Source organism: Pseudochrobactrum sp. sp1633 (genome assembly GCF_030376605.1).
Classification (GTDB): Bacteria; Pseudomonadota; Alphaproteobacteria; order Rhizobiales; family Rhizobiaceae; genus Pseudochrobactrum.
Map to the genome: position 1 here is coordinate 183104 of NZ_JARRAE010000002.1, position 23845 is coordinate 206948.

Annotated in this window: 14 protein-coding genes and 1 pseudogene; 8 read left to right on the forward strand and 7 right to left on the reverse strand. The window is 51.9% G+C overall.

The window, feature by feature from the left end; genetic code table 11:
* Window positions 1-88 precede the first annotated feature (88 nt).
* The 5 genes from P8H26_RS02995 (at window position 89) to P8H26_RS03015 (ending at window position 6028) form a co-directional block, all read left to right on the forward strand.
* A complete protein-coding gene (locus P8H26_RS02995; protein WP_289631367.1) occupies window positions 89-856 on the forward strand; it encodes a DeoR/GlpR family DNA-binding transcription regulator in 768 nt (255 codons plus the stop codon).
* Window positions 857-1093: 237 nt separating this feature from the next.
* Window positions 1094-2620, forward strand: coding sequence for a glycerol-3-phosphate dehydrogenase (glpD, locus tag P8H26_RS03000; RefSeq protein ID WP_289631368.1), 1527 nt, complete (start codon window positions 1094-1096; stop codon window positions 2618-2620).
* Between the two features lie 183 nt (window positions 2621-2803).
* A complete protein-coding gene (locus P8H26_RS03005; protein WP_289631369.1) occupies window positions 2804-3808 on the forward strand; it encodes a GAF domain-containing protein in 1005 nt (334 codons plus the stop codon).
* A gap of 204 nt (window positions 3809-4012) precedes the next feature.
* Window positions 4013-5530 (forward strand): aldehyde dehydrogenase, encoded by a 1518-nt coding sequence (adh, locus tag P8H26_RS03010; protein WP_289631370.1) that lies wholly within the window; start codon window positions 4013-4015, stop codon window positions 5528-5530.
* A 165-nt stretch (window positions 5531-5695) separates the two neighbouring features.
* Window positions 5696-6028, forward strand: a complete 333-nt coding sequence (locus P8H26_RS03015; protein WP_289631371.1) for a DUF779 domain-containing protein — start codon at window positions 5696-5698, stop codon at window positions 6026-6028.
* 127 nt (window positions 6029-6155) lie between these two features.
* On the opposite strand, the gene P8H26_RS03020 is transcribed toward P8H26_RS03015, so the two are convergent.
* The 4 genes from P8H26_RS03020 to P8H26_RS03035 form a co-directional block, all read right to left on the reverse strand.
* Window positions 6156-8519 (reverse strand): glucose/quinate/shikimate family membrane-bound PQQ-dependent dehydrogenase, encoded by a 2364-nt coding sequence (locus tag P8H26_RS03020; RefSeq protein ID WP_289631372.1) that lies wholly within the window; start codon window positions 8517-8519, stop codon window positions 6156-6158.
* 244 nt (window positions 8520-8763) lie between these two features.
* Window positions 8764-11274 carry a heavy metal translocating P-type ATPase gene (locus tag P8H26_RS03025; protein WP_289631373.1) on the reverse strand — a complete coding sequence of 837 codons (2511 nt, stop codon included), beginning with the start codon at window positions 11272-11274 and terminating at the stop codon, window positions 8764-8766.
* Window positions 11275-11292: 18 nt separating this feature from the next.
* The gene (locus P8H26_RS03030) at window positions 11293-11520 is read right to left on the reverse strand and encodes a heavy-metal-associated domain-containing protein (RefSeq protein ID WP_289631374.1); all 228 of its coding nucleotides are present in this window, start codon (window positions 11518-11520) and stop codon (window positions 11293-11295) included.
* A gap of 173 nt (window positions 11521-11693) precedes the next feature.
* Complete coding sequence (locus tag P8H26_RS03035) at window positions 11694-13841, reverse strand: bifunctional diguanylate cyclase/phosphodiesterase (RefSeq protein WP_289631375.1); 2148 nt, start codon at window positions 13839-13841, stop codon at window positions 11694-11696.
* A gap of 495 nt (window positions 13842-14336) precedes the next feature.
* Between P8H26_RS03035 and P8H26_RS03040 the strand changes: the two genes are divergently transcribed.
* Window positions 14337-16460: an LTA synthase family protein gene (locus tag P8H26_RS03040; protein ID WP_289631376.1), complete on the forward strand. Its 2124-nt coding sequence runs from the start codon at window positions 14337-14339 to the stop codon at window positions 16458-16460.
* 160 nt (window positions 16461-16620) lie between these two features.
* Window positions 16621-18633, forward strand: a complete 2013-nt coding sequence (locus P8H26_RS03045; RefSeq protein ID WP_289631377.1) for a sensor histidine kinase — start codon at window positions 16621-16623, stop codon at window positions 18631-18633.
* A gap of 33 nt (window positions 18634-18666) precedes the next feature.
* On the opposite strand, the gene cueR is transcribed toward P8H26_RS03045, so the two are convergent.
* On the reverse strand, window positions 18667-19110 hold the full coding sequence (gene cueR, locus P8H26_RS03050) for a Cu(I)-responsive transcriptional regulator (RefSeq protein WP_289631378.1): 444 nt from the start codon (window positions 19108-19110) through the stop codon (window positions 18667-18669).
* Window positions 19111-19494: 384 nt separating this feature from the next.
* Between cueR and P8H26_RS03055 the strand changes: the two genes are divergently transcribed.
* A complete protein-coding gene (locus tag P8H26_RS03055; protein ID WP_289631379.1) occupies window positions 19495-20931 on the forward strand; it encodes an aldehyde dehydrogenase family protein in 1437 nt (478 codons plus the stop codon).
* A gap of 58 nt (window positions 20932-20989) precedes the next feature.
* On the opposite strand, the pseudogene P8H26_RS03060 reads toward P8H26_RS03055, so the two are convergent.
* Together P8H26_RS03060 and P8H26_RS03065 are read right to left on the reverse strand one after the other, a co-directional pair.
* A pseudogene (locus P8H26_RS03060) lies at window positions 20990-21943 on the reverse strand (ring-cleaving dioxygenase).
* Between the two features lie 142 nt (window positions 21944-22085).
* Window positions 22086-23732 (reverse strand): nitrous oxide reductase family maturation protein NosD, encoded by a 1647-nt coding sequence (locus tag P8H26_RS03065; protein WP_289631380.1) that lies wholly within the window; start codon window positions 23730-23732, stop codon window positions 22086-22088.
* Between the last annotated feature and the right edge of the window lie 113 nt (window positions 23733-23845).

The window sequence follows — 23845 nt, forward strand, 5'->3', positions numbered from 1 at the left end:
TGAATATGATGTTCATCTGCTTGTGTTCAGCTGATGATTAGCTATCCTGAGCGCCGTCCGTTCAATGGGTATTATCAGGCAGATTTTTATGCAGCATTCACCGCGTCATCGTGCCATTCTGGAACAGGCCAAGCTTAAAGGTCAGGTGCTGGTTGATGATCTGGCTGAACAATTTCAGGTCAGCCCTCAGACAATCCGTAAAGATCTCAATGATTTATGCCGCGCACAATTGCTGACACGCACGCATGGCGGGGCGCTGTTTCCCTCCGGCGTGGAAAATCTTGAATATGAAGCGCGCAGGCAGATTGCAGCCTCGGAAAAGCAGGCAATCGGGCAGGCCGCTGCAGCGCTGATACCGGAAGGGGCTTCGCTTTTCATCAATATCGGCACCACCACAGAAGCGGTGAGCCAGCATTTGCTCTCGCATGGCCAGTTAATGGTGATTACCAATAATATTAACGTCGCCAGTCGCTTGCGTGTTTATTCGGGACTTGAGGTGATTATTGCCGGTGGTGTGGTGCGTGCCAGTGATGGCGGCATTGTCGGTGAAGCGGCTGTTGATTTTATCCGCCAATTCAAGGTTGATTATGCGATTATCGGTGTTTCCGCGATTGATGCAGATGGCGCTTTGCTTGATTTTGACTATCGCGAAGTGAAGGTTGCGCAAGCCATTATTGCCAATGCACGGCATGTTATTCTGGTGGCTGATTCAACCAAGATGGAGCGCACCGCTCCGGTGCGTATGGGGCACTTGTCGCAGATTGATACATTCATCACCGATCAGTGTATCGAGCCGTCTTTGCGCCAGATTTGTGCTGACCATGATGTAAAGCTGGTCGAGACCGTGAAGCTTTGACAGGATACAGGTTTAATCTGAGGGTGAGCCTGTTTTTCCACTGTTCGAAATTTTGTGAAGTTTCGTTTTTTCACTCGATTTAGTTTCGTTTTTTACTATATTGCTTTCATATGGCGGCCGTTATTTGATTGCAGACGATTCCGGTGCGCTGTTTTTCATGTGTCACAGCCGTGTCAATTTACCGTGCTTCAAGCAGTTACGTATTGAATTGACATGATTTTCGGCGGAGCTTGCGGCGTGGTTGCAAATACAGACTACGATATTTTCATTATTGGCGGCGGTATTAATGGTTGCGGCATAGCGCGTGACGCTGCAGGGCGTGGTTTTCGCACCGGCTTGGCCGAAATGAAAGATCTGGCAAGCGGAACCTCTTCCCGTGCAACCAAGCTTATTCATGGTGGTTTGCGCTATCTGGAGCATTACGAGTTTCGGCTGGTGCGTGAGGCACTGATGGAGCGCGAAGTGATCTGGGCGAATGCGCCCCATCTGGTTAAGCCTATGCGTTTCATTCTGCCTTATCATCGTGGTGGTGTGCGTCCGGCATGGCTGTTGCGTCTGGGATTGTTCCTGTACGACCATATCGGCGGGCGCAAATTACTGCCTGCAACGCGCACATTGAATATGAAGACCGATAAGGCTGCGGCACCGCTCAAAGACCTGTTTACCAAGGCTTTTGAATATTCGGATGCATGGGTGGATGATGCACGCTTTGTTGCGCTGAACGCGATGGATGCAAAAGAGCGCGGTGCAACGATCAGCACCCGCACCAAGGTGGTTAGTGCCAGACGTGTTGAGGATATCTGGCACATTACGCTTCAGGATTTGCGTTCGGATAAAACCCGCGAAGTGACATCGCGCTTGCTGGTCAATGCCGCTGGTCCTTGGGTGGATCGCGTGCTGGCAGGTATGGAAGGATTGTCAGAGATGCATAATGTGCGCCTTGTTCAGGGTAGCCATATTGTGGTGCGCAAGAAGTTTGACGGCGACCGTTCCTATTTCTTCCAGAATAATGACGGACGCATTATTTTTGCCATTCCTTATGAAAATGATTTCACGCTGATCGGCACCACGGATCAGGATTATCACGGTGATCCGGCGAAAGTGGAAATCACGGAGGCCGAAAGCGATTATCTGTGTTCTGCGGCCAGTGAATATTTCCGTGAGCCGGTGAAGCGCGAGGATATTGTCTGGGCCTATTCCGGTGTACGTCCGCTCTATAATGACGGGGCAGATAAGGCGCAGGAAGCAACCCGCGACTATGTTCTGAAGGAAGATGCCGGAGAGGGCAAAGCCCCGTTGATTAATATTTTCGGCGGTAAAATCACGACCTATCGCCGTTTATCCGAGCATATGATGCAGAAGATTGAGCATTTTCTGGGCAAAAAAGGTGCGCCGTGGACAAATAAAGCGCCACTGCCGGGCGGTGATTTTCCGGTGCAGGATTTTAGCCGGATGAGCGCGAAGCTTAGCACGCATTATCCTTTTCTGACGCCATCTCATGCCGCGCGTCTGTTCCGCATGTATGGCACGCGCGCTCAGTGGATATTGGGCAATGCCTCAGATTACAAAGATCTGGGACAGCATTTTGGTGCAGACCTCTATGAGGTGGAAGTGCGTTATATGATGGTTCAGGAGTGGGCGCTGACGGCAGAAGATATTGTGTGGCGCCGTAGCAAACTCGGCTTAGTGATGACGACACATGAGATCGCTGCACTGGATCAGTTCATGAAAACTGAAACCGGTTATGATGAAAAAGCAGCGTAAACTCGGTTCTTTTGCTCTGGTTTAAGCAAACACCGCAGCCTGATTTATCCGGCTGCGGTGTTTGCATTTTCAGCCATAGTTTCTCCTCCTTTCAGTCTCATCCTCATGCTCTTCACAGCAGCATAAATCTGGACTACCATTCTCTGTGCAGTCTCTGAATGAAGCTCTGGAGGAGAGCAAAGGATGAGCATTCAGTCAGGCGAAATATCCGCCGCGGCAGGTCAGTCAGTCTTCAGCGCTCATGCAGAGCGGGTTCACTCTGCCATCCGTGGCAATGGCGCAGCACGCTCTGCCCTCGTTGCCTCCTGGCAGCGCTCTGCTCGTTTGCACGGGTTGAGACCGCAGGATTCCGGCAAACCACAAACCATAACTGCACAGAAATTGCGTGAAGTTCAGGAGTATGTCGAACCGCTGACGCATCTGGCGCAGCCGGTGCTTGATCGCCTGTTTTTGTCCGTCGGCGGTATCGGTTGCTGTGTTTTGCTGGCTGACAGCGATGGTGTGCCGGTGGAGCGACGCGGGGCTGTTGCCGATGATGATATTTTTCATGAATGGGGATTATGGATCGGCGCAGTCTGGAGTGAAGCCTGTGAGGGAACCAATGGCATCGGCACCTGTATTGTTGAGCAGCGGGCGGTGACAATCCATCGCGATCAGCATTTTCATGCCAGAAATGCAGGGTTGTCCTGCTCTGTTGCGCCAATTCATGACCATTTGGGGCGGCTGATCGCTGTATTGGATGTGTCTTCCTGCCGCTCTGACCTGACAGAGGCATATGCAGGACTGATTTTCGCTGCGGTCAATGATGCGGCGCGCAAAATCGAGACGGACTATTTCCGCTATCAGTTTCAGAAGGCGCGTATTGTACTTGCGCCGGTTGCGGAGCATAATGCCGGTGCGCTTCTGGCGATTGATCGCGACGATATGGTGATAGGCGCCAGCCGCAGTGCCCGTGTTGCACTGGGATTGCGGGATGACGGATTGAAAGATCCGGTGCCTGCCGCAGATTTTTTCGCCGCAGGATGCGAGCGGGATACGGATTTGGCGGAAGCCGAACGTGGCGTGATTGTCCGCGCACTTGCCCGTGCTGAGGGTAAAGTTTCATTGGCGGCAAAAATACTTGGTATGAGCCGTGCAACGCTGCATCGTAAGCTTAATCGTTTGCAGATCGGCCGCCCGCAGATCTGAGACCTGCAAAGGTGCGGAGTGACGGGATGTGTATTCCGGCCGGATACTGTCTCATTCTTGCGACATAACCGGAAGCTGTTCGTTATGAGCGTCCGCTGACCCCATGACAAGGGCAGTAATTCCCGCAACATTATCTGTAAGTATGAAGCCGCATTTGAGGAGAAATGCGGGTGTCCATACGGATATTTAACAGGGAGAGAGAAAATGAATAAGGTCGAAGTGAGCCGGACCATTCATCCGAAATTTGCCAAACGCTATGGTAATTTTATCGGCGGAAAATGGGTGGAGCCAAAATCCGGACGTTATTTTGAGAATATTTCACCTGTAAACGGTCAGGTTCTGTGTGAAATTGCCCGTTCTGATGCCGCTGATGTGGAACTGGCGCTCGATGCTGCCCACGCTGCGAAAGAAGCATGGGGGCGCACCAGCCCCGCAGAACGTGCCCTGATCCTCAACAAAATCGCAGACCGGATGCAGGATAATCTGGCACTGCTGGCAGAAGCTGAAACATGGGATAACGGCAAGCCGATCCGCGAAACCACCAATGCCGATATGCCGCTGGCGATTGACCATTTCCGCTATTTTGCCGGAGCCATCCGCGCGCAGGAAGGCGGTATTTCCGAAATAGATCACGATACGGTTGCCTATCATTTCCATGAGCCGCTGGGTGTGGTCGGGCAGATTATTCCGTGGAATTTCCCGATCCTGATGGCGGTGTGGAAACTCGCACCGGCACTGGCTGCCGGCAACTGCGTGGTGCTGAAACCGGCTGAACAGACACCGGCCTCCATTCTGGTTCTGGCCGAACTGATCGGTGATCTGCTGCCTGCGGGAGTGCTCAATATTGTCAACGGTTTTGGCCTTGAAGCCGGTAAACCTCTGGCTTCCAGCCCGCGCATTGCCAAAATTGCTTTCACGGGTGAAACCACCACCGGCCGCCTGATTATGCAATATGCCAGTCAGAACCTCATTCCGGTGACGCTGGAACTGGGTGGCAAATCGCCGAATATCTTCTTCGAAGACGTGACGGCGGAAGATGATGATTATCTGGACAAAGCGATTGAAGGCTTTGTGATGTTTGCGCTTAATCAGGGTGAGGTTTGTACCTGTCCGAGCCGTGCGCTGATCCATGAGAAAATCTATGACAAATTCATGGAAAAAGCGCTGAAGCGCGTTGAGGCAATTGTGCAGGGTGACCCGCTCAATCCGGCAACCATGATCGGTGCGCAGGCCTCGCAGGAACAGCTGGAAAAAATCCTCAGCTATATGGATATTGGTCGTCAGGAAGGTGCGGAAGTGCTGATTGGTGGTGAGCGTAACCAGCTTAGCGGTGATCTGGCCGGTGGCTTCTATGTGAAGCCGACGGTCTTCAAAGGCCACAATAAGATGCGGATTTTTCAGGAAGAAATTTTCGGTCCTGTGGTTTCGGTCACCACTTTCAAAACAGATGAAGAAGCACTCAGCATTGCCAATGACACACTCTATGGCCTTGGCTCCGGTGTGTGGACGCGTAACGGTAACCGTGCCTATCGCTTCGGCCGTGGTATTCAGGCTGGTCGCGTGTGGACGAATTGCTATCACGCTTATCCGGCGCATGCGGCTTTTGGTGGTTACAAGCAATCGGGTATTGGCCGTGAAAACCACCTGAAAATGCTCGATCATTACCAGCAGACCAAAAATATGCTGGTGAGCTACAGCCCGAAGAAACTGGGTTTCTTCTAAAGGTGAAATCAGTCAAAGGCAGTCTAGAGCGGTTTACGTCCAGATTGGATCATAGTGCTCGCTCTAGATTCTTTATTTGGTCGCATTATCACGGGCGTCAAGTTGATCCAACTTGACTGTGAAATGCTTCAGGTTGCCTTTGATGTAACAGGGAGGTCATCCGCAATGTTGAATAAAGTCAGTGCGACACCGGAAGCCCTGAAATTAATTACCGAGTTGCAGGCAGAATACGGACCGGTGATGTTTCATCAATCCGGCGGTTGCTGCGATGGATCATCCCCGATGTGCTATGCACAAGGAGATTTTCTGGTTGGTGATCAGGATGTGCAACTGGGCGAGATTGGCGGTGCGCCTTTTTATATCAGCGCGTCTCAATATGAAGCGTGGAAACATACTGATCTGATTATTGATGTGGTGCCGGGGCGGGGCGGTATGTTCTCGCTCGATAATGGCCGTGAAGTGCGTTTTCTGACCCGCTCGACAATTTGTAAAGTTTGATTGCGGGAGCGTTTTTCTATTCAAGCCGGATCAGCAAAGCAGGCTTTATTTTAGAGTACACAGAGCGGGGTGCGAAAAAGGGCGGAATTTCCGCCCTTTTTCAGTCTTTGTAATGCGATTTTCGCGTTTATTGCGGCAGTTTATAAGCCATCACATAATCACCGGCCTTGGTGCCCACTGAGCCATGACCACCGGCAACAATCAGCACAAACTGCTTGCCGTCCTTGCCGGTATAGCTCATCGGCGTGGATTGGCCACCGGCTGGCAGGCGTGTCTGCCACAATTGTTTGCCCGTGGTCAGATCATAGGCACGCAAGTAGTCGTCAACCGCTGCACCAAGGAAGGCAACGCCGCCTGCGGTAATCATCGGCCCGCCAATGCCCGGCACGCCGAGTTTCAGCGGAACAGGCACCGGTGCCATATCTTCAACCGTGCCGTTTTTATGTTTATAGGCGATTTTGCCTGTACGCAGATCAACACCGGCCACATAGCCCCACGGAGGCGACTGACACGGAATGCCGAGCGGTGACAGGAGCGGCCCCATAAATACGCCATAAGGCGCGCCGTCATTGCGGTTCAGCCCTTGTTCGCTGGCTTTTTCATCCTGACCTTTCGGCGGAATCTGATCCGCAGGCACAAGACGTGAGGTAAAGGCCAGATAGGTCGGCATGCCGAACATCACCTGACGTTTTGGATCGACCGCCACACTACCCCAGTTGAACACCCCGAAATTGCCGGGATAGACAATCGTGCCCTGTAGGGAAGGCGGTGTGTAGCGGCCTTCATAGCGCAATGAGCGGAACTGGATGCGGCAGGCGAGCTGATCAAACATGGTCGCCCCCCACATATTGGCTTCCGTCAGCGGCGGTGGGTTGAAGCTGAGGCCGGAAAGCGGTTGGGTTGGCGCGGAGAAATCTTCCGGTATTGCACCGGAAGGAGCCGGTACTTCCGTTATCGGAATAATCGGCTCGCCGGTACGCCGGTCAAGCACGTAGATATCGCCCTGCTTGGTTGGGCCGACCAGAGCAGGCACTGCCTGTCCGTCTTTGTTGGTGATGTCGAGCAGCACAGGTTGAGCAGGCACATCCATGTCCCACAGATCATGGTGCACGGTTTGGCGTACCCAGCGCACCTGACCGGTTTTCACATCGAGAGCGACGATGGAGGAGGAATATTTCTCCACCGCTTCACTGCGACCCATGCCGAGTTGATCCGGTACCTGATTGCCAAGTGGCAGATAAATCAGCCCCAGATTTTCATCTGCACTGAACACCGACCAGCTGTTCGGGGAATTGGTGGTGTAATGTTCACCTTCCGCAATTGGCGTGGTAACATCGGGATTGCCGGAATCCCAGTTCCACAATAATGCGCCGGTCAAAATATCAAAGGCGCGGATAACGCCCGACTGTTCTGTTGTCGAGAAATTGTCATTGACCGCACCGCCGACAATAATTTTCCCATCCATCGCGGTTGGCGGCGAGGTGGAATAATAATAACCGGCCGGATTATATTTCATGCCGCGGGTCAGATCGAGCACGCCTTTCTCAGCAAAGCTCTCGCAGATCTGGCCGGTCTTGGCATCCAGCGCGATCAGATGTGCGTCCGATGTCGGCAGATAGACGCGCTCATAGCAGGCCTGATCGGCGACTACGGTCTGATCCTTCCAATAGGTCACGCCACGGCAGGTCTGGTGCTGACGCTGGGTATTGGCGCTGACCTCCGGATTATACCGCCACTTTTCCTTGCCCGTATCCGCATCCAGCGCAATGGCAATATTGTGCGGGGTGCAGAGATAAAGCGTGTCGTTAATTTTGAGTGGAGTCACCTGATAGGTGGTTTCAGTCACATCCTGCGGTTGGCGTACATCGCCGGTGCGATATTGCCAGGCCAGTTCAAGCTTGGCCACATTTTCAGGTGTGATCTGTGTGAGCGGCGAATAGCGCTGACCATATTGCGTGCGGCCATATTGATGCCACTCACCATCCGGCACAGCATTACCGGTATCCGGTGTTGCCGCCACTTCTTCCACGGGCAGAGAGCCGTCGAGATTATGCGGATCTTTTGTTATTGAAACGCCGGCTACGATCAGTGCTGCTGCAATTGCTCCCAGCAGGGGCAGAGGGCTGGCACTGCCTGCGCGCGCCTGCGCTACAGTTGGCGCAATTTCTGTGCTGGCGGGACTGAGAGCTCTGCGGATCGACGGCAATAACAGCCACAGACCGAGCAGCACAATAATGCCGCCGCGTGAACCGAGCGGCCACCAGTCGAAACCAACTTCAAAAATTGCCCATGCCAATGTGCCGATAATAATCAGCGCATAGACCCAGAGTGCCGCAGCACGGCGTGTAAAGAGCAGAAAGGCGGTCAGCAGAAAACCGACCGCTGTAATAATGTAATAAAGGCTTCCGCCCAGCAGGGCGAGTTTTATGCCACCATAACCAAGTGCGATGCCGATGAACGCAAAGAGGATGGCTGTCAAAGAAATCAACACAATGCTACCCCTTCTTTATTGAATGGGGAAAAATATAGATCAGTAAAGCACAGTGGGAAGTGCTTCGAAACATTTATTTGAAGATAGAATAAATGAATCGACACAGATACAGTTAATTCTGACAGGAAAAAGCGCAGACAATTCTGTAAAATGATAAGTAAATCAATTGTGTAATCAATGAAAACGCCGCCCTGTTACGGGCGGCGTTTTGTTTAAAAGCATTGGCCTTGGGAGGATGGTGCTTTTATGTGCGTGTGCTGGTGAAACTGCGCAGGCGCAGCGCATTGGTGAGCACGAATATGCTCGACAGTGCCATGGCGGCCGCAGCCAGTACCGGCGAGAGCAGGATGCCGTAAAACGGATAGAGCAGGCCTGCCGCAACCGGAATGAGCGCTGTATTGTAGGAAAACGCCCAGAACAGGTTCTGACGGATATTGCGGATGGTCGCTTTGGATAGAGCAATCGCATCAACAACGGCAGTCAGATCACCGCTCATCAGCACCACATCGGCGCTTTCAATAGCGATATCCGTACCGGTGCCCACAGCCACCCCCACATCAGCCGCAGCCAGTGCCGGTGCATCATTAATGCCGTCGCCGACAAAGATGATCTTACGGTCAGAGCCTGCAAGACGTTTCAGCGCTTCGACCTTACCATCGGGCAGAACTTCCGCCGAGACTTCATCAATGCCCAGTTCCTTGGCAATGGCATTGGCCACAACTTTGCTGTCACCGGTGATCATTGCCACTTTCAGGCCAAGTTTATGCAGGGCATCAATTGTGGCTTTGGTCGTTGGTTTCAGCTCATCGGCCACGGAGAAAGCAGCAACAAGTGCACCATTTCGAGCCATATAGAGCACGGATTGCGCTTTTGCCGTCATCAGCGCTGCAGCTTCCGCACCAATCGCAATATCAATGCCGAGCTTTTTCATGAAGCGCTCTGCACCGACATGGACGGACTGACCGCCAACCATACCGCTGACACCGAAGCCCGGAATGGCTTCAAAGTCTTTGACTTCGGGCTGTTTCAATCCTTTGTCTTCTGCAGCCTGTACGACAGCAGTGGCAATCGGATGTTCTGAGCGGGATTCCAGTGCGGCTGCCAAAGCCAGCATATCGTCAGCACTCTGATTGCCGAATGTATGGAATTGCGACAGCACAGGTTTGCCGATGGTCAGCGTGCCGGTTTTATCAAAAGCGATAATATCGGCATCACGCAGGCTTTGCAGGGCATCGCCACGGCGGAACAGCACACCCATTTCTGCACCACGACCGGTGCCGACCATGATCGAGGTTGGTGTTGCCAGACCCATCGCACAAGGACAGGCGATAATCAGCACCACAATGGCATTGGCCAGTGCAAAAGTGAAAGCAGGTTCAGGACCGAAAACGAGCCAGATCAGGAAGGTCACAAAGGCGGCCAGCATAACGGCAGGCACAAACCATGTCGTCACTTTGTCGATCAGGTTCTGGATCGGCAGCTTGTCAGCCTGTGCGTCTTCAACCATGCGGATGATCTGAGAGATGACCATATCCGCACCGACCTTGGTGGCGCGATAGGTGAAAGCACCGGTTTTATTGACCGTGCCGCCGACAACCGTATCACCGACATTCTTCGTGGCGGGGATTGGCTCGCCGGTAATCATGGATTCATCAATATAAGATGTCCCCTCGGTGATCTCGCCGTCGACGGGCACTTTTTCACCCGGACGCACCAGCACCAGATCGCCTGCGCGCACGTCTTCCAGCGGAATATCCTGTGCCATACCGTCACGCACAACGCGTGCGGTCTTGGCCTGCAGGCCGAGCAAATGGGCAATGGCGTGCGATGTGCGGCCCTTGGCACGGGCTTCCATCCAGCGGCCGATCAGGATCAGCGTAACAATAACCGCGGCTGCTTCATAATAGACATTGACGGTTTGTGCAGGCAGCACGGCGGGCATGAAAGTCGCAACAACCGAGAAGCCCCAAGCTGCCAGTGTACCCACGGCCACGAGCGAGTTCATGTCCGGTCCGCCACGCAGCAATGCCGGAATACCGATACGGAAGAAGCGCAGACCCGGGCCAAACAGCACGATAGTGGTGAGAATGAACTGGAGATACCAGCTGTTCTGCATGCCGATTGTGCCGGCAATGAAATGATGCAGCGGCGGGAAAAGATGTGAACCCATCTCCGTGATGAAAACCGGCAGTGCCAAAAGGCCGGCAATCAGCACATCACGCTTGAGAATTTTAATCTCGGCGTCATTTTTCTCTGCACGACGTTCCGCACCGCTCGCAGGAGCGGCAGCGGTCACAGGTTGTGCCGGATAGCCGCTTTTGGTGATGATATCCGCCAGCATTTGCGCTGTCACCGACGGATCGCTCACCGTGATGCTAGCGCGTTTGGTCACCAGATTAACGGAGGCAGAAGCCACACCGGCTGAGGATTGCAGCGCTTTTTCAACGCGTCCCACGCAGGAGGCGCAGGTCATGCCGTCAACATCGAGCACAATCTGTGTCGCAGGTTGCGGGACATGCGCTGTATAACCGGCTTTCTTAACGGCTTCCGCTGCCAGAGCTGCATCGGGCTTATTATCAAAGCGCACGGTTGCTTGCTGCGTTGCCAGATTGACAGAAGCGCTGTTCACATTCGGCAAAGCCAGCAGCGCTTTTTCAACGCGCCCCACGCAGGATGCGCAGGTCATGCCGTCAATATCGAGTGTAACGACAGGCAGGGCAGAACGTATCTGCTCGGGATTATTATGTTTTGTCATGGATGAACCCTCTGCTGCTTAGCCGAGTATCTGCGTTTCATAACCGGCGGCATCAATGGCTTTGGCAATAGTTGCGGCGTCTGCCGGTGCCGAAAAACCGATGCTGGCTTGCTTGTTTGGCAGATCAACACTGACCGTGCTCACACCGTCGACGGTTTTGGCAATTTTCTCAATTTTAGCCACGCAGGCACCGCAACCCATGCCACCAACGGAGAGGGTAACGAAAGAAGAGGCGGAATTGGTCATGTCGATTTTCAGGGCGGGAATCTATGAAGAAGTCACAGGAAGCTGAATTCCGGTGAAAGCCCTGCCTTTCTTGCCAGTTATGAGCGCATCAGGTGTGCTCTTGTTGATATCTGACAGAAAGATAGGGCTTCCCATCATGGGAAGGTCAAGGCCATTGTCTGAAAAATTATGAACTATTTTACAGCGTTGTTTTTACTGTGTTTTTTTAAATTTAAAACATTTCCGATGTCGCGGCTGGCGATAAAATCGCACATTTCCTGCTGTGGCATCGGCCTGCCAGTGAAAAAACCCTGCACTTCGCCAAACTGTTCATCCTTGAGACGGGTGAGCTGCTCCTGCGTTTCTACGCCCTCGGCTGTTGTAACAATATTGAAGGCGCTGCCCAGCGAAACCACAGCCTGAATGATTGCCAGATTGCGTTTGTCATTATCGATGTCGGAGACAAAACTACGGTCAATTTTGATTTTGTCGAAAGGAAATGTCCGCAAATAATTGAGCGATGAATAGCCGGTACCGAAATCATCCATCGCAATGCTCACGCCGAGTTTGCGGAGTTCAAACAGCAGTTCAGTATTATGCTCGGTATTGGACAGCAAAACAGTCTCGGTAATTTCCAGTTCCAGACGTTTGGCCGGTAGTCCGCTTTCTTCCAGAGCTGATTTTACCATGTCCAGCATGCCGCGGCTGTTGAACTGAACCGGCGAGAGATTAACGGAGACTTTGATCTTTTCCGGCCAGTGGATTGCATCTTTGCAGGCTTGCCGCAAAACCCATGCGCCGATTGCGGAAATAATGCCGGTATCTTCGGCGACAGGAATGAAATCATCCGGTGCAACCAGCCCGCGTGTCGGATGCTGCCAGCGCAATAAAGCCTCGCAGCCGGTAATAAGATCGGTCGTGAGTGAGAAAATAGGCTGATAAAACAGCACAAATTCGTTGTTCTGCATGGCTGCATGCAGTTCCAATGCCGTGCGATGGCGCTTTTCCACGGCGTCCCGCATTGCCTGTTCGTAAAACCGGTAGATGCCGCGCCTGTCTGCCTTGGCGGCATAAAGCGCCAGATCAGCATTACGCAGAAGCGTATCAATATCCTGCCCGTCATAAGGCGCGATCACAACACCGATCGTGCAGCCGACATATTCAGGGCTGCCATCCAGATGAAAGGGCTGGCGAAACAGATCGGTGAGTTCTTCAGCAAAACGCCCAATCTCCTGCCGGTGATCGGGATTGCTCATATCAAAAGGGTGGATGATGGCAAATTCATCGCCGCCGAGGCGGGCGATAAAATCCTGTGGTTGCAAAAATCCGGTCAGACGGCGTGCAACCTGACAGAGCAGGGCATCACCTGCCGCGTGGCCGATGCTGTCATTAATATGCTTGAAATGATCAACATCCAGAAACAGCAGCGCATGGCCTTGCTGCGTTTTTTCAGCGGAAAACAATCCGGCTGTGTGATGCGAAAAATAAACACGGTTGGGCAGATTGGTCAGGGCATCATGCATGGCGGTGTAGGTCAGATGTGCCTGCAAAGCCTGCTCTTCGGTAATATCTTCCATCAGTCCGATGAGATAGCGCGGGCGCTCGCCGTTCTGGGCGGGGATGGTTCTTTTCACAACCCGCACATGGCGCGTGTAGTTGTGCAGAGGAATTTCATTTTCAATGGTAAGAGTGCTGTCATTATCCATGATATGCTGATCTTGCCGGATAAAGCAGCTGGCATCTTTTTCATTGAAAATCTGATCATCGGGTTTGCCGATGACATGCGCCGCTTCCTTGCCGGTAATGGAGCTGGCCGCTTCATTAAACAGCACATAGCGCCCGTTATCTTTCATATCTTTAACGAAAACACCGATGGGCAGATTCTTGATCAGATTGTCGAGTAATGAACGGGTCTGGCTGATTTCATCGCGCGCCTGACGGATTTCTGTCTGATCCTGAATAATGGCAAGGATCGCAGGTTTGCCATTAAAAGTTGCGCGCCTGCCATAGGTGATAACCTCGACAATTTCCCCGTTTGCTTTCAGATGTTTCCAGATTTGCGGTTTTCCGAAATCATTTTCGGCGTGGATTGCAGCGAGCATCCGCTCATATTCATATTCCGGCCGGATATCGAGCATAGTCATCTTGCTCATCTGCTCGGCGGAATAGCCGTAGAACTGAAAGACTGCATCATTCATGAGCAGAAATTTCAGGGATACGGGGTCGTAAAGCCACATGGGTATGGGGTGCTGCGTAAAGAGCAGACGAAAATCGTTTTCTGAAAATGGTGCCTGAAAATAAGGCCAGGAGTCAGTCTGACCATTCACCGGGAAAGTTGTCATAAAGGCTCCATGTTATTTATTTGGCGAACATCAGACCGGACAGAGCCGGACGGATGTTTTTCCGCAGTCCTGAGCCTATACTACTCATCACAAATCTTAAAACCACATTACAACGCCGCGATAATATTTTTTTTGGTTTATCAGACGTAAATAACATTTTAAAAATGTAACCAGTTGAAAAATAATGTAAATTTTTCGACTGGCCATTTTTCGTATTTTGCAAAATATTTGCCGGTTTTGTTTTTTTCAATACAGATCAGTCCTGAACTCTGTCCGGTGGCGAAATTTGCGCTTTTGCGCTGTTGTTCCATCTTGCTTCGGGCGGCCGGTTTACCTAAAAGCTAGGCCTTGTGTGACGTTTTTATGAAGCTTACGTGACTGCCGATCTGCCCGAAATGCACTGGTTAAACCTGTGCACACAAATGGGATAAAGGGCGGTGCAAGGCTTTAACGCTGCAGGCACCGGAAGGTTCCTGTCATTTTGGAAGCTGCCCATTGAGCAATATCGCGACGCCTGTTCAGCAGAGTGCACCACACTCTGTTCTGTATAATGAGAGTGCATTACACTCCGCTCCTTATACTGAAAGCGTCACCCGTGACGCGGGCAGGCAGAGGGCTGGTGCGCAGACCGCGCGGTTTTGTGCATATTTTTCCCGCAGACATTGGCTCTGGCGCGCTCTGATTGCAACCGGCGGCACATTCGTAATTGCTCTGTCTGTGTTGATGCTGACCGAGTGGCTGATGCGCGGCTCTGTTGCATCCTGGCAGCAATATTTCACCTTGTCGCATCGTCCGCTTTGGACAACACTGGGCTTGATTTTTCTGACATTGCTGGTGCTGGATGGTCTTTTGGGGCGTTTGTGGCAGGGTATGCTGATTGTTGCGCCGGTTTTGTTTGGGTTGGCATGGTTCAGCCGGCAAAAAGGCATGTATCTCGGCGATCCGCTTTATCCGAGCGACTTGCTTTATACCCGTCAGGTTGTGGACCTGATGCCGCTTCTGGTGCGTGATAGGCCGCTTGATGCGGTGCTGATTACACTGGCATCACTGGCTGCGATTGCGGCTCTGTATTTCTTCTGGCGTTATTTCCGGCGTACAATGCCGCGTCTTAGCCGCGTTGCGCGTTTGAGCCGATTGGCTTTTGCATTGCCGGTGTTGATCTGGTTTGGCAGCATTTCTGATTATTCGACATTTTCCTATATCCGTGACCGCATGGGCATTGTGCCGATGATGTGGGATCAAAAGGAAAATTATGCCCATAACGGGCTTGTTGTCGCTTTCATCTTCAATATTCCGATGGCCAATGTGTCTGCACCGAACGGCTATTCACAGTCGCGGATTGAGAGCATTGCGGAATATTTGTTCCCTGCCGATGCGCAGAACGATCTGCTCAACGGCACCGGTGCTGTGCATGGAAATACGATTGTTCCTGTCGCTGCGCGCAATGACGAAAAGCCTGATGTCATTGTCATTATGAGCGAATCCTTCTGGGATCCGACCCGTCTTCCGGGTGTTGCTTTTGATGAAGATCCGATCAGCAATGTGCGCTCTAATCAGTCCGGTAATGTGTTTTCACCGGAATTTGGCGGCATGACAGCGAATGTCGAGTTTGAAGCGCTGACAGGTTTTTCAAACGCGTTTCTGCCTTATGGCAGCATTCCCTATCAGCAATATATCCGTCGTCCTGTTCCCTCGCTGGCGTCGTTCTTCAGCGATCAGGGATATGAAACACGCGCTTTGCATCCTTACCGGCAGTGGTTCTGGAACCGCAGCTCCGTCTACGAGAATTTCGGTTTCGATAAGTTCCTGTCTGAGGAAAATCTGCCAACATTGACCAAGAAGGGGCATCTCGCCTCTGATGAAGAGTTCGCGGGTGAGATCATTCGGGCGGCGGAAGAGGCAGAGCGCCCGCTTTTCCTGTTCGGGGTTTCCTTGCAAGGGCATGGGCCATATGCGCCGAGCCGCTATCCTGACAGCAAGATCAAGGTTGTCACAAATGCCGACAGTGCTGTAAGTGAGGCCTCCAAAGGGTCCGTGCGCTCTTTTGCGCAAGGTGCACAGGATGCCGATACCAGCTTGAAACAGCTGATGGACTGGGCGAAAAAACGGAAGCGCGAAACGATTATTGTCTTCTTCGGCGATCATCTGCCGCCGCTTGGTGATGTTTATGTTGAGAGCGGTTTTATGAAAAACCGCACGGCCAGCCGCATCGACACAGCGGATCATATGCTTGCGCAGCATGAAACACCGCTGGTTCTGTGGTCGAGCCGCACGGACAGCTTGCGCGGTGCCGGTACAATCAGCCCGTCTTTCCTGCCGCTGTATATTCTGGAAATGGCTGGGTTTCAGCATCCGTATTACACCGGATTTTTAGGTAAAGTGCATCAGGAATATAGTGTAATCGACGGTCATATGTTGCTGGATAAAGATTACATGCCTCATACAGGCTGGTTGCAGCAACCGGTCATGCCGCAAATTTTGCAGGACTACCGGCAGGTGCAATATGATATGCTTTTCGGAAATAGTTTTTCGAAAGAAAAGATGTTTCCGTTTCTGAGTGCTGAAGTTTATACGCCTTCGGATCAAGGCCAAAAAACGCAGGTTACATCCCAATATTAGAATAAGATTTTTCGCATTTTTGCTTACTTGCTATGGCCGGATAATTTTTTTATGTTTGGTCAAAGAATGCGATTATCATTCTATTTCTGTGTCGCTGAAAGCGAGGCTGTTGTGTCCGTTTAACCGGATGCCGGAGCAGAAGTAATAGGGAGAAGCAGATTTGAGGCGACATCTCACGCAGTTCGCGCTGGCTCTGTTGCTTCCTTTGATCGTGCTGATTGGCTTTTTTCTATGGCTTCTGGTTTTGCAGGAGCGAAATCATATTGAAAATCAAACCTTTGAAGTCACGCAGTCTTTAACAATCACAATAGACCGTGAGATTTATGGGCTTCAGCGTGCCGCAGAAATTATCAGCTATTCCAGTATTCTGAAGAACGGCAGATTTGATATTCTGCAAAATACCCTGCGTGAAATGGCGCGGGAGCTTAAAATCAATATCACACTTTATGATCCTGAAGCGAAGCTCCTTGTGGCTTCTGACCCTGCGCAGTCAGGGGATGTGCCGCTTTTGAGTACAGCTGATCTGGAGCGTGCTCAAAGAGCCGCGCCAACTTATGTTACAGGGGTGAGACGTGCTCACGATAAAGCCCCTTATTATTTTAGCGTCATCAGGCCGGTTTTTGCAGACGGGAAAATCCGGTATTTTCTGGCGCTGACGATGGAAGCACAGCGCATCAGCGATCTTCTGAATATGGGCGGGCTTTCCAAAAACTGGATTGCGATTGTTGTTGACCAGAATGATCAGGTGCTGGCGCGCAGCAGCAACAGCATTGATTATACGGGGCAGCTGATACCAAGTAATCTGCGTGCCGTAACGCAAGATATGCAAGGGCATTGGGGCGGTAAGATCCTCGATGGCAAAGAAGTTTTCGGCTATTATATCCGCTCTGCACTGAACGACTGGCGTGTTGCTATCGGTGTCAGCCGTTCTGAATATAATCAACCGGTATGGGTCGCATCCGGCTATTTTGTTTTTCTGCTTCTGGGAACATTGTTGCTGAGCGCATTACTGGCCGGTTTTTTCGGGCGCAAAATTTCTGCGCCGGTCAAAAAGCTGGCGGCACAGGCGAAGGCCGTGGGTGATGTGCAGTCGATCAGGCCGTTGCATTCAGGGATCAGTGAGCTGGATGTTGTCAGTGATGCTTTGATTGAGGCCGATAAGCGTAACCGGAACAAAGAACTCAAACTTCTTGAGGCACAATTGCGCCTGCAAATGGCGCTGGATGCCGGCAATATTGGTGTCTGGGAGTATAATCCTGAAGATGCCGGAGTAACCCTGGACGGGCGCGCCAGCCATATGCTGGCATTTCAGGGCAGGCGGCAGATCAGCTTTGTCGAAGATTTCCTACCCGTGGTGCATGAAGAGGATAAGCTTCGTGTGCAATCGGCAATGGAGAATGCATTGCAGTCAGGCGATGTCGTGCGCGAAACTTTTCGGGTTTACGATACAGATCCTCATACGCTCTGGGTCACCGGTATAGGGCGGCGTATCTATACCGACAGCGGCAAGCCGTCGGTGCTTGGGCTGATTGTCAATGTTACGGCCGAACAGATGGCGCTGGAGCAGCGGGAAGTGGTGGCACAGGAGCTGAACCACCGGCTCAAGAATATGTTTGCCGTTATTATCAGCCTGATGAGCCTTTCTGCGCGGGGTAAGTCGGATGTCGAGGATTATGTCCGGCAGATGCGGGAGCGTATGACTGCGCTGGCGGGTGCATTCGAACTGACCTATCAGAAATCAGCACCGGGGCTCGTCAATAAAACGCATATTTCCCTGAATGATCTGCTCAGCCGCCTTGCACGCCCTTATGCATTTTCAGAGCAGGAACGGATCAAGGTTGAGGGGGATGCACTGCTGTGCCCTGTCTCGCATGTAACGCCGATGAGTCTGGTTTTCCATGAACTTGTGACGAATTCTGTCAAGCATGGGGCTTTGTCAGTGCCTCAGGGGCACGTAACAATCCGCCTGTCAAAACATGATGCATTCATGCGTATGGAGTGGCTTGAGAGTGACGGGCCGGAAATTCTGAAAGAACCAGCGCAGCGCGGCTTTGGCTCACGGCTCAAGCAACTGAGTATTGATGTGCAGATGCAAGGGTCGTTTAAGGAAATTTGGGACAGGAAAGGGCTTGTTTGCATCATTCAGCTACCGCTGCCGGATTCTCCGCTGTAGAGACTGCGGAAAATCCGGTTGAGTGAAGCTGTCTTAGTGTTTCGCTCTGTTTTTAACGGCGGCATTTTTGCCGTTTAAGGTCATCTGGTTTTGCAGCGACAGGGCATTGATGATGGCACAATCCGGATCATTATCGCCGTGACAGCGGTTGGCCAGTTGTTGCAGTGTATCAGCCATAGCGCGCATATCCGCAATTTTTGTTTCCAACTCCGCCACATGGGCCAGAGCAATCTGCTTGACCTCGGATGAAGCCCGCTGATCGTTGCGCCACAGGTTCAAAAGCAGCTTGATACGCTCCAGAGAAAGCCCCAAATCCCGGCACTGACGAATAAAGCGCAGGTTTTGCACGTCGCGGTCAGAATAAATCCGGTAGCCGGAAGCGGTGCGGTTTGCCGCATCAATCAGCCCGATAGATTCATAATAGCGGATCATCTTGGCGGAAATGCCGGATGCTTTTTCTGCTTCACCGATTATCATGGTTCGCTCCGATCAGTCATAGTCCTGTTTATATAGGGTGTGGCGCGCATTATCAAAGGACTCATCAAGAGCATTTCACAGTCAAGTTGGATCAACTTGACGGCAGTGATAATGCGACAAGCTAAAGAGTCTAGAGCGAGCACCATGATCCAATCTGGACGTAAACCGCGTTAGACAGCTTTTAAAATTCATATTGCGTGGTGACAGAGCCCGAATTTTCCTGTAATGACTGATATATCACGATCATTCCGAATGATCATTGCTTAATGACGCCTGATCCATAGTCAGCATGCATCAAATGGTATTAGTTTGATGCATCATATACGGGCATTATGCTGGCAGTACGGGTCATCCGGGCGGCATGCAAAGGGGAGTTTGCAGAATATGACATTGCATAAAAATCTGATTGACGGTGAATGGATCAGCGGTGAAGCGATCCCGAATATCAGCCCGTCTGATACCAATGATGTCGTGGGAGAATATGCCCGCGCCACGCAGAGCGATGCGCTGAATGCGATTGCTGCGGCAAAAGCTGCGTTCCCGTCATGGTCACGTTCAGGCATCATGGAGCGCCACGCAATCCTGCGCAAAACCTCGGATGAGATTCTTGCCCGCAAGGACGAGCTTGGCAAATTGCTTGCCCGTGAAGAAGGCAAAACACTGCCGGAAGCCATTGGTGAGACAATGCGTGCGGCGCAAATTTTTGACTTCTTTGCCAATGAAGCCTTGCGCCTTGCCGGTGAAGTGCTGCCGTCGGTGCGCCCGAATATTGGTGTTGAGATCACCCGCGAGCCGGTTGGTGTTGTCGGTATCATCACGCCTTGGAATTTCCCGATTGCTATTCCGGCATGGAAGATTGCACCGGCCCTTTGTTACGGCAATACTGTCGTGTTTAAGCCTGCAGATCTGGTGCCGGGCTGTGCTCATGCGATTGTGGATATTCTGCACCGCGCAGGCCTGCCGAAAGGTGTGCTCAATCTGGTGATGGGCAAGGGCTCGGTCGTTGGTCAGGCCATTCTGGACAGCGCTGATGTTCATGCACTGACATTTACCGGTTCTACCGGCACAGGCCAGCGCGTAGCGGCAGCCTCCATTGTCCATAACCGCAAATTCCAGCTGGAAATGGGCGGCAAGAACCCGTTTATCATCCTCGATGATGCAGACCTTGATGTTGCTGTTGATGCGGCGCTGAACTCCTCATTCTTCTCAACCGGTCAGCGTTGTACTGCTTCTTCACGTCTGATCGTGCAGGAAGGCATTCATGACCGTTTTGTTGATGCTCTCGTCAATCGCATGAAAACACTGGTGATTGATGATGCGTTGAAATCCGGCACGCATATCGGCCCTGTGGTGGATGACAGCCAGCTGAAGCAGGATCTGGACTATATTGCACTTGGCACGCAGGAAGGCGCGAAACTGGCCTTTGGCGGAGAACAGCTGGAGCGCGGTACTCCAGGCTTCTATCTGCGCCCTGCTTTGTTTACTGAGGCGACCAATCAGATGCGCATTTCCCGTGAGGAGATTTTCGGCCCAGTCGCCAGTGTGATCCGCGTTAAATCCTATGAAGAAGCGCTGGCAACAGCCAATGATACGGCGTTTGGTCTGTCTTCCGGTATCGCGACCACCAGCCTGAAATATGCAACACACTTCAAGCGGAACTCTGAAGCCGGTATGGTGATGGTCAATCTGCCGACTGCTGGCGTGGATTTCCATGTGCCGTTCGGCGGACGCAAAGGCTCCAGCTACGGTTCCCGTGAGCAGGGGCGCTATGCGGCCGAATTCTACACAACGGTTAAAACTGCCTATACGCTTGCTGGCTGAGATAATTGAAGCTGGCAATATGAAACGAAAAACGGAGGGTTTCCCCTCCGTTTTTTATTTAAGAGAGCGGCTTCAGATTGCGCTCAATGGCGGCACGGCGGCCTTCAAGAAACGGTGGCAGCGAAAGGGTTTCGCCAAGGCTTTCCATCGGCTCATCCGTTGCAAAACCCGGACCATCGGTGGCAATTTCAAACAGGATACCATTGCCCTCGCGGAAATAAAGCGAGCGGAAATAGAACCGGTCAATTTCGCCGGAAGAGTTTATTTTATGGTCGTTGAGCACACGCAACCATTCATTCATGCCGGCTTCATCCGGTGTGCGGAAGGCAACGTGATGCACTGCGCCTGCGCCCTGGCTGGAAACCGGCAGATCAGGCTGCACAGCAACATGCAGTTCAGCAGCAGGCCCGCCTTCACCCATTTCATAAACATGCACATGTCCCTGACCGTCCGGTGAGGCATAGTCGCGGCTTTTGCGCATATTCATCAGCTTGATGAGAAACGGCTCAGTATATTTCAGATCGGGAACGCTGATCGTAATGGGGCCAAGGCCGCGGATCTGGCGCTCAGCAGGGACTGTGCTTTTTTCTCAGGGATGTGCGTCACCCGTATTTCCGTCATCCAGCAGACGAAAACGCTGCCCTTCGAAATCTTCAAAGTCGAGAGAGGCGCGTCCGTCAATGAGCTGAATATCCGCAGTGCTGACATTGGCATCGCTCAGACGCTTGCGCCAATATTCCAGTGTTTCCTGACCGGACACTCGTAAACCTGTGCGGCTGATGGAATGGGTACCGCGTTTTTCCGGTCTTGTTGCCCAGTCAAAAAAGGTCAGATCGGAGCCCGGCGAAGCCATGCCATCGGCATAGAACAGATGATAAGCGCTGGTGTCATCCTGATTGACGGTTTTCTTAACCAGCCGCATGCCTAGCAAATCTGTATAGAATTGTTTGTTTTCTTTTGCCTGTGCCGTAATCGCGGTCAGGTGATGAATGCCTGTCAGATTGAGTGACATGATGTCCTCCTTTTGCCGGACTTGTAAACAGAAGTGATCCGGCTTGTTGGACTCAATATAGGGCAGCTGTGAACGGGAAACAGGGCTGAATCTGAGACACTGCGTCTTGGCGGTGTATCAATGGCCGTCTGTTCTGAACCGTTCAAGGTGCAGGCTGTGCCTGAGGGGTTTGAACCGTCTCAGGATTGTTGACCACGCTGCCGCTGTCACCGCTGATTGCCTTGAAAGCGCTGAAGTCATTCGCAGTGCTTCCGTCATTATAATAATTCGTATCGCTCCAGAACCAGCGGGTCAGCTCGCTACCTGATAGTGTATAATATATATTATCGCTCAATGTGACGGAGCCTGCCTCAGCAGGGGCAAACTTGGTGATGACGTAGCCTTTTGATCCGGCGCTGAGACGATTGCTGCCAAATTTTATGTTTTTGACGTTGTGGCCGATTTGGAACTCACCGGCATGGATGCCCGCAACATCGCGTGTATTGTTTTGAGATAAAGTATTTCCGGTGATTGTGGTATTCGCGATTCCGCCTGAGCCTGTGGCATCATATCCGCCTGCAAGAATACCGGCGTCGCGGTTCAGGCGTATGATATTGTTGCGCGCTATTATATTTTCGGTGGCTTTGCCGGGTTGCTCACTCAGGAGCCAGATGCCACCGTCATTGGCAAAAACATCATTCCGTTCAATGGTAATGTCCCGCCCGCCATCGACATAGATGCCTATGGCTGCCGCAGCGAAGGTGAGGGCCTGATTGCCTGCGGTTGAAAGATTATACACCGTGTTACCGGCAATCCAGCCGTTTCGGGCACGGTTATATTCTGCCGGATTATTGTAGTAACCGGTTGCATCTATGCCGATGAAATTATTATCGTGAACCAGATTGTTGGTAATTTGCCAGCCATCAATATTGCCCCCGACGGTCAGAGATTCACTCGTTCCCGTTTTAAGGTCAAAAAGTTCATTTCCGTCGATGATAACATTGCGTATCGGAGTTGCAGTCTGCCCGTAAACGGCAATACCCAAAGCATTTGCATTACCGTTTGCAGGCAGATTATTGGCTTCGATCGCGTGGATGGTCGTATTACGTATTTCGATACGCTCTCCGGAGCCTTGCGCGAGAATGCCAATGGCTATGAACTCCGTGGCGGATTTGTAATTGCGGATTTCAAAGCCTTTAATGCGTATATAACTGGCATTGTTCAGGCTTATTAAACCGCGCATCCCTGTTGGTTGTGTCGCGAGGCCGGTTCCGTCGATAATGGCATTTTCACCGGAATATTTTTCCAGCGTGATAAATCCCTTTTCTACTGAGCCGGATTTGTTGATTGTCACTGTTTCATTATAGATCCCGCCGCGCACTATAATGGTGTCTCCGGCCTGTACCTGATCGACAGCGTGCTGGATTGTACGCCAAGGTGCAGACTGCGTGCCTGCATTGCTGTCCGCCCCCGTGGTTGCAACAAAATAGGTTGCACCGGCGCGGCTATAGACAGCATTACAAACTTTAATATTGGCAAGTTCGGTATCATCTTTGGCCGAGACAGCGGTAATGGTGACGTTAACGGCCTCATCCATATTGGCTGGTGCTGTGTAAAGGCCGGTATTTGTTATGGTGCCGATTGCAGGCGCGCCACCCTTAACACCGTCTACCATCCAGATAAGGTCAGGAGAGGTTTCCGCACTACCATTGGCTTCAAACTGCTGCGCTTGATTCGGTTCGGCAGGTTTGCAGTCTGCTGGCGTGCTGACGGAGGTTGCTGATGCATATTGCGGGTAAAGTGCGGTCAATATGATGAGTATTACACTTATCGCGGAGAATCTTCGAAGTCTCGCTAGGGCACGGGGCGCTTTTTTCGAAATACGCATTCGGCTGAACAGTAAAATATTCAAAATGCGCTCCC